Genomic DNA, 10,841 nt, shown 5'->3' with positions numbered 1-10,841 from the left:
CGGCCCGGAGGGCCGGGAGCGGGTGGGAAACGCCATGTCCGGGAATGTCGCGTTGCCACCCCACCCCGGAGCGCTGACGCGCTCCGACCCTCTCCCTCAAGGGGAGGGTGAGGCGCTCCTCCGCCACGTCCGCCAATCGCTGCCGCACGATTCCGCGCCCAAGCATGTGCAGGGCACGGCGCAATATATCGACGACATCCGCGAGCCTGAGGGGACGCTGCACGTGGCCGTCGGCGGATCGCCTCGCGCCCGGGGCAGGCTCGCGTCCGTGGACCTGTCCGCCGTGCGCGCCTATCCGGGTGTCGTCGCGGTGATCACGGCGCAGGACATCCCGGCCAAGAACGACATCGCGCCGGCATTCAATGACGAGCCGCTCTTCGTTGAGAGCGACATCCTGTTCCTCGGCCAGGCCGTCTTCGCCGTCGTGGCGACGGACCGGGACGCGGCGCGCCGGGCGGTCAAGCTCGCCACCATGGAGATCGCGCACGAGATCCCGAGCGTCACCGTGGAGGACGCGCTGGCGCGGGGCGAGACCGTGCTGCCGGATTATGCCTTCGGTCGCGGTGATCCCGATACGGCCGTGGCGGCAGCGCCCCATCGTCTCGAAGGGCAGTTCCGCATCGGCGGGCAGGAACACTTTTATCTCGAAGGCCAGATTGCGCTGGCAGTTCCGGGCGAGGATGGCGACGTCCATGTCTATTCCTCCACGCAGCATCCGACCGAGGTGCAGCACGTGGTGGCGCGCGTCCTCGGGATTCCCGACGCCTATGTGACCTGCGAGACGCGCCGCATGGGCGGCGGCTTCGGCGGAAAGGAAAGCCAGGCGACGCAATGGGCCGTGATGGCGGCGCTCGCCGCGCGGGTGACGGGCCGCCCTTGCAAGCTGCGCCTCGACCGGGACGACGACTTCATCCTCACGGGCAAGCGCCACGATTTTCGCAGCGACTGGAATGTGGGGTTCGACGACGAAGGGCGCATTCTGGGGTTCTCGGTGGAGCATCTGGCGCGCTGCGGCTGCTCGGCGGATCTGTCCGGCGGTGTGGTGGACCGCACCATGTTCCACGCGGACAATGCCTATTGGCTGCCGGACGTGCGCGTGGCCTCGCGGCGGCTGAAGACGAACACGGTTTCCAACACGGCGTTTCGTGGTTTCGGTGGCCCGCAAGGCATGCTGGCCATAGAGCATGTGATGGACCGGATCGCCTGGGCGACCGGCCGCGATCCGCTCGACGTGCGCTACGACAATTTTTATCGGCCCGGACAGAACCACACGCCGTTCGGCATGGAAGTGGAGGAGACCGATACGCTTCTGGGACTCACTCAAACCTTGGAGCGAACCTCCGATTACCGTGCGCGTCGGCGTCAGGTCGCCGTGTTCAACGCGTCGTCGCCCGTGATGAAGCGCGGGCTGGCGCTCACGCCCGTAAAGTTCGGCATCAGCTTCACGCTGACGCACATGAACCAGGCAGGCGCGCTGGTGCATGTCTACCAGGACGGGTCCGTGCACCTGAACCACGGCGGCACCGAAATGGGGCAGGGGCTCTACATCAAGGTCGCGCAGGTGGTGGCCGAGGAGTTCGGCATCAGCCTCGATCAGGTGCGCATCACGTCGACCACCACCGCGAAGGTTCCCAACACCTCGCCCACCGCGGCGTCGTCTGGCTCCGATCTCAACGGCATGGCAGCCCGCATCGCAGCCCGCGCCATCCGGTTGCGCATGGCGGCCCATATGGCGGAGATGCACGGCGTGACGCCCGACGAGGTCGAATTCCGCGAGGATCGGGTCTTTGCCGGAAACGAGAGCCTGTCCTTCGTGGAACTGGCCAAGAAATGCATCCTGGCCCGTGTCTCCCTATCCGAAGCAGGCCATTACAAGACGCCGAAAATCACCTGGGATCGCGCCAAGGCGACAGGGCGGCCCTTCTTCTATTTTGCCTACGGGGCGGCCTGCGCCGAGGTTTTGGTCGATACGCTGACGGGCGAGAACCGGGTGACGCGGGTCGATATCCTGCACGATGTGGGCAAGTCCCTCAATCCCGCCATCGATATCGGTCAGATCGAAGGCGGCTTCGTGCAGGGCATGGGCTGGCTCACCACGGAGGAGTTAGTGTTCAACCGCGATGGGCGGCTGCTCACCCATGCGCCGTCGACCTACAAGATCCCGGTCGCGTCCGATGTGCCGGAGGATTTTCGTGTGGCGCTCTATCCCAACAGCAACCGGGAGGAGACGATCTACCGCTCAAAAGCCGTGGGCGAGCCGCCGATCATGCTGGCGAACGCGGTCTTCTGCGCGTTGACGGACGCAGTCCACAGCATCGACCCGACAAGGCCCGTGCCGCTCGATGCGCCGGCGACTCCAGAAGCCATCCTGCGGGCCTGTGAGGCCGTACGCGGGAGAACGATGGCGTGAAGGTCTGGGAACGGCTGCGGGACATGGTTCTGAACCATGGAGCCGCGGCCCTCGTCAGCATCCATGATGTGAAGGGCTCCGCCCCGCGCGAGTCTGGGGCCCGCATGATCGTGCGCCCGGACGGCGCTTTTCACGGTTCCATCGGGGGCGGGCAGCTCGAATGGCAGACGCTCAAGCACGCGGCCGACCTGCTGGCCGAGGGGCCGCGCGCCGCGCGCTTCTTCGATCAGGCCCTGGGCCCGGACCTCGGGCAATGCTGCGGCGGGCGCGTGAAGGTGCTGATCGAGACCTTTGATCGGGGAGACGCCATTGCGCTGGAGGCCCTGGCGCAGACCGAACGGGAGGGACCCTTCGAGGTGCAGGCGGTGCTCAAGGGCGGCCGGATCAAACGGGATGTCGTCGGTGCCACAGGCCTGCGCTGGCCCGCCTTCCTCAACCGTGACCGGTGGCGCGAGCGCTACGGGGAAGTTCTGACCCCGGTGCTGCTCTTCGGGGCGGGACATGTGGGCCGTGCCCTCGTGCTGGCTCTGGCGCCGCTGCCCTTCACGGTGACATGGGTTGACGATAGGCCCGAAGCCTTCCCGGCCCACATCCCGGCGAATGTCCGTCTCCTGGCGGGTTCCGATCCGGTGGCCGAGGTCAACCGGGCTCCGCCCGGATCGCTCGTGCTGGTGATGACCCACGATCACGCCCTGGATCTTGCGATTACGGCCACGGCGCTGCTACGGCCCTTTCCTTACGTGGGCCTGATCGGCAGCGCCACGAAGCGCGCCCGGTTCGAGAAACGGTTCCGGGAGCTCGGCATCGGCGAGGAGCGGATCGCCACCCTGGTCAGCCCCGTGGGCGTTCCAGGCATCTCCGGCAAGGAGCCGGCCGTCATCGCGGCCTCGGTGACCGCGCAGCTCCTTCTGGTCCGGGACAGAGCCGCGGCTGAACGCACCTGAGACGCCCGTGCCTGCGGCTCGCGGCCTCCCGGGCCCTGAAGATCCCTCTAGGTTTGTCCGCCCGGAAGGCTTATCTATCGCCCAACCGTCACACGAAACCCGAGACCGCCATGCCCCGCGCCGTTACCGTCGTCCGCAAGCCCGCCGTGAAGCCCGATCGCGTGGTCGACACCGTCACGCTGGATCACGCGGCCCGGTCGCGCCGCCAAGCCCATATCCATGGGGAGGGCGGGTCCCATATCGACGTGGACCTCCAGATGGAGACGGTTCTCAACGATGGCGATGCCCTGCGGCTCGAAGACGGGAGCCTCGTTCTGGTGAAGGCCGCCGCCGAGAGTCTCCTGGAGGTGCGGGCCGAGAACCCGTTGCGCCTGACGCGTCTCGCCTGGCACCTGGGCAGCCAGCACGGCCTCGCCGAGGTGACGGCGGAGGCGGTCTACGTGGAAAACAACCCGGCCGTGGCGGAACTGGTGCGCGGCCAGGGCTGCACGGCGACGCCGGTTCTGCGCGCCTTCAGGCCCGAGCAGAGCGCCCATGCCTGCGACCATGAACACCATCACGGCCATGGCGATCACGATCATGGCCATCACCACGGGCATGGGCATCATGACGATCATGGGCACGGCCATTCCCATGCTCATGCGGAAGCGCACGCTCATTCCCATAGCCATGAGCATCACGATCATGGTCCCGGCTGCGGGTGCGGCCACGACCATCACCATGGCCACAAGCACGATCATAAGCACGGCCACTAGCCTGGCGCCGGATTGAAGCGCCGCCATGTCGAGGACGACCCGCGCTACGTTGACCCTGCAGCAGGCTGGCGTCGCCTTCTCGGTCGAGACCTATGATTACGATCCGAACGCGGATCGCATTGGCCTCCAGGCCGCCGAGGCCCTGGGCGCGGACCCGAATGCCGTCCTGAAGACTCTCATGGTCGAAATCGACGGCAAGCCTGGCTGCGTGATCGTTCCCTCGAACCGGGAGGTCAATCTCAAGAAGCTTGCGGCGGCCTTCATGGGGAAATCCGCGGCCATGATGAAGCCCGCCGACGCCGAGCGGATCACGGGCTACCACGTGGGCGGCATCAGCCCCTTCGGCCAGAAGCGGCGGGTGCCGACCCTCATGGACGAGGCCGCTTTTGCCCACGACCACGTCTACATCAATGGCGGCCAGCGCGGCTTGCAGGTGCGGCTCGATCCCCGCGACGCCGCCCGTGTCCTCGATGCCAAGCGGGCTGCCGTCACGGTGTGAGGGCGATAGGGCGACATTCCGTTCCGACATGCTAAGCTGCAGCCATGACAGGTCTCGAAAACTGGATCATCGGGCAGGGCCTCAACGGCACGAGCCTGGCCGAGTTGCTCACCGGGTTCGCCGAGAGGCTGGTGGCGCAAGGTATCCCGGTCGTCCGGGCTTATCTCGCCATTCCGACCGTCAATCCGACGATCCGCGTGGTCAACAACACCTGGACCCATCGGGACGGCATCGTCGTCGAGAGGCTTTCCCACGAGCGGAACGAGACCGCTTTCGAGATGAGCCCGTTCGGTCTCATGCTGCGCGAGGACACGCGGGAGCGGCACTGGCACTTCACTGAGACGGGGCAGGAGCCGTTTCCCCTCTTCGAGGACATCCGGGCCCTCGGCGGCACGGACTATCTGGCCCAGCTCGTCCCCTTCGAAAACTCCAGCTCACCTGACCTGCGCGGCGTAGGGTTCGCATTCTCCAGCGGGCGCGAGGGCGGCTTCCTGCCGGGGGAGATCGAGACCATCCGCCATGCCCTCCTGCTCCTGGCGCTCGCGGCCTATCGCATGGTGCTTGTCGAACTGACGATTTCGGTACTCGACACCTATGTCGGCCTGTCGGCCGGACGCCGGGTCCTCAGCGGCGAGATCCGTCGCGGGTCGGGCACCACCCTGACGGCGGCCCTCCTGTTCGCCGACCTGCGCGGCTTCACGGCGCTCACCGATCTGACCGGCGCCAGCATCATCGGTCGCCTCGACGGACACCTGGAGGCCATGGCGGAGCCCGTGGCGGAGGAGGGCGGGGAGGTCCTGAAGTTCATGGGGGACGGGCTCCTCGCGGCGTTCCCGATCACGCCCGAGCGCTCGCGCAAGGAGGCTTGCGCGGCCGCCGTGCGGGCCGCCAGGGAGGCGCTCGCCCGCAACGCGGCGGTCAATCGCGCCCATCCCGGCGAAACACCCCTGAGTCTTGACGTGGCGCTCCATTGCGGTGACGTGTTCTACGGCAATATCGGCAGCACCGCCCGCCTGGACTTCACCGTGATCGGACCGGCCGTGAACGAGGTGAGCCGCATGGAAGCCCTGTGCGAGACCCTGGGCACCGCCCTCGTGATCTCAGCCAGCGTCGCGGAGGCGAGCCCCGTTCCGGTGCGATCCCTCGGCCATCAGGCGCTTCGCGGCATCAACACGATGCGCGAGCTGTTCACCCTGGTCGATCTCTGACAGGAACCGTTCCATGCGCCGTCTTGTCTTGAAAGCTTCCCTGATCTTAGCTTTGGCGTTTGCCGCGAACGGGAGCGTGGACGCAGCCCCACAGCAAAACCCGGCGCAAAGCTGGCCCGAGGTCAAATGCGCCCGCTACAAGGACGCCTGGATCGAGGCCCTGAAGCGCTTCGGCACCAAGGGATTGAGCCAGGACTTCATCGCCACCCACGAAGCTTTCCTGGCCTCCGGGTGCACGAGCGGCGACGTCTGCCCCCGCTCCGCCGAGGAGCTGGATCTCGCCAATGTCATGGTGATTCGCGCCATGAATGCCGGCACGGCCAGCACCTTCCCGCCTTTTCGGTGTCGAAAACCGTAAGGTGTGTTCCAGCTGACGATTGGCGTGAACGAAATTCTGTATCAAAAAGGTGCCGTCTCGACAATTTGTATCCTATAGATTACATATGAGCATTCTGGATATCCGCCTGACGCCTGAATTTAGGCGTTGGCTCTCTGACCTAACCGATCATCGAGCTGTCGCCCGTATCGTCAAGCGTATTGATCGTATGGCGATAGGCAACCCGGGCGATATAAAGTCCGTCGGCGGTCGCGTGATGGAGATGAGAATCGATTATGGGCCAGGTTATCGCGTCTATTACGTGCGGCGTGGCGCAGCGATCATCGTTCTCTTGTGCGGAGGCGATAAACGGATGCAGGCGGGCGACATAGCAAAGGCGAAAGCTCTCGCTACTGAACTTCAGGATTGAGAATGGTCGCGGGAGAGGCAGAATTATGAAGGTGAGTGAGCTTCAAGTATTCGATCCGACTGACTTCATCGGAACACCGGAAGGCCAAGCGGAATATATTGCCGCCGCGCTTGAAACCGGCGATGTCGCGGAGATCCGCAGCGCGATCAATGCTGTAGCGCGTGCGCGTGGCATGACGGATATTGCCAAGTCCGCGGAGTTGTCGCGCGAGAGCCTGTACAAGGCTTTTGGTAGCTCCGGCAATCCCGAATTCACGACCGTTCTGCGGGTTCTGTCCGCCCTAGGTTTACAGTTGACGGTGAAACCCTCCAACACTTCAGCGCATCACATCTGATCATCCATGAAACACACCGCAATATTCGTGTCCGTCGCGCCGATGATGGACTGGACGGACCGCCATTGTCGGTACCTGCACCGCCTCATGACCCGGCGGACGCGGCTCTATACCGAGATGGTGACCACCGGGGCGGTGATCCACGGTCCGCGGGAGCGGCTGCTGGGCTTCGATCCCTCCGAGCACCCGGTCGCCGTGCAGCTTGGTGGGTCGGACCCAAAGGAACTGGCGCAGGCCGCGCGAATCTGCACCGATTTCGGATATGACGAGATCAACCTCAACGTGGGTTGCCCGTCTGACCGAGTGCAGGATGGACGTTTCGGGGCCTGCCTCATGCGCGAGCCCATGCTTGTGGGCGAGTGCGTCGCGGCCATGAAGGCGGCGGTCAACTTACCCGTGACGGTGAAATGCCGCATTGGCGTAGACGATCAGGATACGGAAGCGGCTCTCGACGCGCTGACGGACAGCATCGTGGCGGCGGGCTGCGACGAGCTGACGGTGCATGCCCGCAAGGCTTGGCTCCAGGGTCTTTCCCCGAAGGAAAACCGCGACATCCCGCCCCTCGATTATCCGCGCGTCTATCGCCTGAAGCGGGCGAGGCCGGGCCTGCCGGTGGCCATCAACGGCGGCATCAAGACCGTGGACGAGATGAAGGCTCACCTGGACCACCTGGACGGCGTCATGATCGGCCGCGTGGCCTATCACGAGCCGGAGATCCTGCTCGCCGTCGACAGGGACATTTTCGGCGAAGCCCCGCCGGTCGCGGACGCTTTCGAGGCCGTGGAAGCCTTCGAACCCTACATCGCCGCCCGGCTCGCGGAAGGCACCCGCCTCCACACCATGACCCGCCACATGCTCGGCCTCTTCACCGGCCGTCCGGGCGCGCGCGCCTACCGGCGCCACCTCGCCACCGAGGCGACCAAACCGGGCGCCGGCTTGCAGACCCTGCGCGACGCGGTTGCGCATGTCTCGCGCGCGGACAACCCTGCATCGGCGCCCGCTCTGGTCGCCTGACACATCGGCAAAAATACCCCTTTACATTTATGTAATAACGTTCAGTCTTGGTTTTGTTCCGAACAGTTCGGAGCTGAAATCAAGGGGGTCGCAAATGGCTTTCAAGAGGACGACGATCGCTCTCACGGCGATGATGATAACGGCGCTCGGATCGACGCAGGCATTCGCCGTGCGCGCCAACGAGCGCCCGCCTCCAAACGGCATGAACGGGCCCTCGATCAACGGTTTCGACGAGCAATTCCCGGTGGGCGCGAAGCGCTCCGGCGACGGTTTTCCAGCGTCCGAAGCGCACTTTCCCGCGCCCGCATCGGTGGCCTTCCCCGATGGCTCTCGCTTGACCGTGAAGTGAGGAGAAGCACTATGTTGAGCATCAAGAGAAGCGTTTTCTTCAGCGCTGTGACTCTCGGAATTCTGGCATCGTCGCAAGCGATGGCCATTCGTGTGAACGAGCGGCCGCCGCCGAACGGCATGAACGGACCCTCGGTCTCGGGATTCAGCGAGCCTTTTCCTGCTGATCTGAAGCGTGACGGTGTTTCGGTAGCGACTGCCGCATCCGTCACATTCCCGGATGGCTCCCGGGTCGTCGTGAAATAACCCATTCCAACCCACAGGCCTTCCCGCCTTCGCGGGGAGGCCGTCATTCGTCCTCATGACCCGCCTTGCCATTTATCTCGCCCTGCTGTTCGGCCTCGTCGGATCGATGCCTGCCTGGGCCGCGAGCCTGAGGGCCGAGGGTCTCAACCTCGTCCTGGGCCTCGATGACGGCAGGGAACTGCGAGGACAGGCCTTGGTCGGCCTGGTGCTGACCCTGGGAGCGCCGGGACGCGAACGGGACGTCCGCATCGACGGTATTGTCTATGAGGGCCCGTTCCGGCAATCCACCGCGACGTTCTACAGCATGTCCCTCCGCGACCGGGAGACGGGCAGGTTCAAGCCGCTCTGCCAGGCGGACGGGGATGGAGACAGGGCCGCCATCGCCTATCCGGACGGGGCGAGCGGCTTTTCGCTCACCTGCTCGGCGGGCGCCGAGGGCAAGTGCATCCTGTTCGGCTATTTTCCCTGGGAGCAGCGGGACGACGTGCCGATGCGCGACCTCCACCGGGCCTGCATCCATATGATCCGCGCCGATTACGGCGGCGACGACAATCCGGCCGCGCGCAGTGGCACGCCGATCAACGTGTTCGACCGATTCGGCATCCAGAATCCCGCACGCGTGAAGGGGATGGAGTTCGAGGCCGGCTGGGGACCCGATGGGGCCGTGTGCGTCAACCATCCCCGCATCGCCGACCTCGTAAGCCTGGACGACTTGGCCGCCCGCTATCCCGCCCTCCGGGGTCGCCTGGGCGCGCATGTGTGCTTCGAGCAGAATGCCCGCATGGATTCCCGCGCACTGATCTTCAACGAGTCCCGCCTCACCTGGAAGACGCCCCGCTAGCGTTGGGGCACCTGCCTCAGGCGGGCACGGAACGAGACCGCATGGGCCGCGCCGAGTGAACCACTCAGCCCAGGCGCTTCTCGAAGAAGACTCGGTTGAAGCCGTCCTCCGCCCGGCGGTCCACCTCGACGTAGCCGAGACGCGGATAGAGCGCGAGGTTGTCCGTCATCTTTTCATTCGTGTAGAGCCGCACGGCGCGGCAGCCGAGCCTCAAGGCCTCCTGCTCGCAGAACCGGATCAGGCCTCCGCCGATTCCGCGCCCCGAAGCCCAGGGCTGCACGGCCACGTTCTCAAGGAGCATATCCCCGTCCCTCGCGTGGAAGACGATGAATCCCAGCAGGACGTCGGCCCTATCCGTGGCCACATGAACCTCGCCGGTGCCGATCTGCGCCGCATAATCGGCCGTCATGGGGGCGGGCTTGTGGCCGATCGCAGGGACGTACCGCTCGTAGGCGTTCCGGGCGCAGTCCCGCACGGCAACCTCGTCCTCCAGGGTCGCAAGCCTGATCATTCCCGTCTCCGCGGCGCATCCTGCAGGGAAGGAAAGCACACGCGGCGCGGCGCGCAAAGCCGCGCCCGCCTTGCACCCGTGGGCAATTGCGTCCACACAAGGAACCCCACGCCCTGACGAGACAATTCCATGTTCGGCATATCCCCCTCTGAACTGGCGCTGCTGGCGGCAGCCCTTCTCGTCGGAGGCGCGGTCACGGGCTTCATGGCGGGCATCTTCGGCGTCGGCGGCGGGGCGGTTGCCGTGCCGGTGCTCTACGAGCTGTTCCGCATCCTCGGCGTGCCGGACGAGGTGCGCATGCCGCTGTGCATCGGCACGTCGCTTGCCATCATCATTCCGACGTCGATCCGCTCCTACCGGACCCATCTGGCGAAGGGCGCGGTGGATACCTCGATCCTTCGGCTGTGGGCCGTGCCCGTCGTCGTCGGCGTGGTCATGGGGTCGGTGGTGGCGCGCTATGCGCCGCCGGACCTGTTCAAGGCCGTGTTCGTGATCGTGGCGGGGTTCTCCGGCCTGCGGCTTCTGGTCGGCAAGGATTCCTGGCGGCTCGGAACGACGCTTCCGAGCAATCCGGTGGTGGTGGTCTGCGGATGGATCATCGGCGTGCTGTCGAGCCTCATGGGCATCGGCGGCGGCATGCTGTCGAACATGTTCATGACCTTCTACAGCCGGCCGATCCATCAGGCGGTGGCGACCTCATCGGGGCTTGGCATCCTGATCTCGATCCCCGGAGCGCTGGGATACATCTATGCGGGCTGGCCCCGGGCGGCACAATATCCCGACGTCGCGGCGCTACAGCCGCCCTTTGCCATCGGCTACATCTCGCTCCTGGGGTTTCTGCTTTTCATTCCCACCAGCGTCTGGATGGCGCCCATCGGCGCGCGGGTGGCGCACGCCCTGTCCAAGCGCCGTCTGGAGCTGGCCTTCGGCACGTTCCTCCTCGTGATCAGCCTGCGTTTCCTCTACAGCCTGATCGTGTCCTGAC

Annotated in this window: 14 protein-coding genes; 13 read left to right on the top strand and 1 reads right to left on the bottom strand. The window is 65.5% G+C overall.

Going from position 1 to position 10,841, the window contains the following annotated elements; all coding sequences use genetic code 11:
* Positions 1-34 precede the first annotated feature (34 nt).
* From xdhB to ILT42_RS11670, 12 genes are all read left to right on the top strand, one after another.
* On the top strand, positions 35-2,410 hold the full coding sequence (gene xdhB / locus ILT42_RS11725) for a xanthine dehydrogenase molybdopterin binding subunit (protein WP_229428609.1): 2,376 nt from the start codon (positions 35-37) through the stop codon (positions 2,408-2,410).
* Positions 2,407-3,354, top strand: a complete 948-nt coding sequence (gene xdhC / locus ILT42_RS11720; protein WP_204215777.1) for a xanthine dehydrogenase accessory protein XdhC — start codon at positions 2,407-2,409, stop codon at positions 3,352-3,354. The genes xdhB and xdhC overlap by 4 nt, the downstream gene beginning before the upstream one ends.
* 110 nt (positions 3,355-3,464) lie before the next feature.
* A complete protein-coding gene (locus ILT42_RS11715; protein ID WP_204215776.1) occupies positions 3,465-4,109 on the top strand; it encodes an urease accessory protein UreE in 645 nt (214 codons plus the stop codon).
* A 25-nt stretch (positions 4,110-4,134) separates the two neighbouring features.
* Positions 4,135-4,608 carry a Cys-tRNA(Pro) deacylase gene (ybaK, locus tag ILT42_RS11710; RefSeq protein WP_204215775.1) on the top strand — a complete coding sequence of 158 codons (474 nt, stop codon included), beginning with the start codon at positions 4,135-4,137 and terminating at the stop codon, positions 4,606-4,608.
* Between the two features lie 44 nt (positions 4,609-4,652).
* Positions 4,653-5,816: an adenylate/guanylate cyclase domain-containing protein gene (locus tag ILT42_RS11705; protein ID WP_204215774.1), complete on the top strand. Its 1,164-nt coding sequence runs from the start codon at positions 4,653-4,655 to the stop codon at positions 5,814-5,816.
* Between the two features lie 13 nt (positions 5,817-5,829).
* Entirely contained in the window at positions 5,830-6,174 is a 345-nt protein-coding gene (locus ILT42_RS11700) for a hypothetical protein (RefSeq protein WP_204215773.1), read from the top strand.
* An 85-nt stretch (positions 6,175-6,259) separates the two neighbouring features.
* Complete coding sequence (locus tag ILT42_RS11695; protein WP_229428572.1) at positions 6,260-6,562, top strand: type II toxin-antitoxin system RelE/ParE family toxin; 303 nt, start codon at positions 6,260-6,262, stop codon at positions 6,560-6,562.
* Positions 6,563-6,587: 25 nt separating this feature from the next.
* Positions 6,588-6,896, top strand: a complete 309-nt coding sequence (locus ILT42_RS11690) for an addiction module antidote protein (RefSeq protein ID WP_204215772.1) — start codon at positions 6,588-6,590, stop codon at positions 6,894-6,896.
* A 6-nt stretch (positions 6,897-6,902) separates the two neighbouring features.
* Positions 6,903-7,910 (top strand): tRNA dihydrouridine(20/20a) synthase DusA, encoded by a 1,008-nt coding sequence (dusA, locus tag ILT42_RS11685; protein ID WP_204215771.1) that lies wholly within the window; start codon positions 6,903-6,905, stop codon positions 7,908-7,910.
* 94 nt (positions 7,911-8,004) lie between these two features.
* Entirely contained in the window at positions 8,005-8,259 is a 255-nt protein-coding gene (locus ILT42_RS11680; protein ID WP_204215770.1) for a hypothetical protein, read from the top strand.
* Between the two features lie 11 nt (positions 8,260-8,270).
* Complete coding sequence (locus ILT42_RS11675) at positions 8,271-8,504, top strand: hypothetical protein (protein ID WP_204215769.1); 234 nt, start codon at positions 8,271-8,273, stop codon at positions 8,502-8,504.
* A 55-nt stretch (positions 8,505-8,559) separates the two neighbouring features.
* Positions 8,560-9,345, top strand: coding sequence for an ADYC domain-containing protein (locus tag ILT42_RS11670; protein WP_204215768.1), 786 nt, complete (start codon positions 8,560-8,562; stop codon positions 9,343-9,345).
* Positions 9,346-9,409: 64 nt separating this feature from the next.
* Here the strand turns inward: ILT42_RS11670 and ILT42_RS11665 are convergent, their stop codons facing one another.
* The gene (locus ILT42_RS11665) at positions 9,410-9,856 is read right to left on the bottom strand and encodes a GNAT family N-acetyltransferase (RefSeq protein ID WP_204215767.1); all 447 of its coding nucleotides are present in this window, start codon (positions 9,854-9,856) and stop codon (positions 9,410-9,412) included.
* A 129-nt stretch (positions 9,857-9,985) separates the two neighbouring features.
* Between ILT42_RS11665 and ILT42_RS11660 the strand changes: the two genes are divergently transcribed.
* Positions 9,986-10,840 carry a sulfite exporter TauE/SafE family protein gene (locus ILT42_RS11660; protein ID WP_204215766.1) on the top strand — a complete coding sequence of 285 codons (855 nt, stop codon included), beginning with the start codon at positions 9,986-9,988 and terminating at the stop codon, positions 10,838-10,840.
* The last annotated feature ends 1 nt before the right edge of the window (position 10,841 follow it).

The sequence above is a fragment of the Microvirga pudoricolor genome (assembly GCF_016892705.1).
Taxonomy (GTDB): domain Bacteria; phylum Pseudomonadota; class Alphaproteobacteria; order Rhizobiales; family Beijerinckiaceae; genus Microvirga; species Microvirga pudoricolor.
Note: the sequence above shows the minus strand (reverse complement) of the source record. Positions and strands in the feature narration are given on the sequence as shown.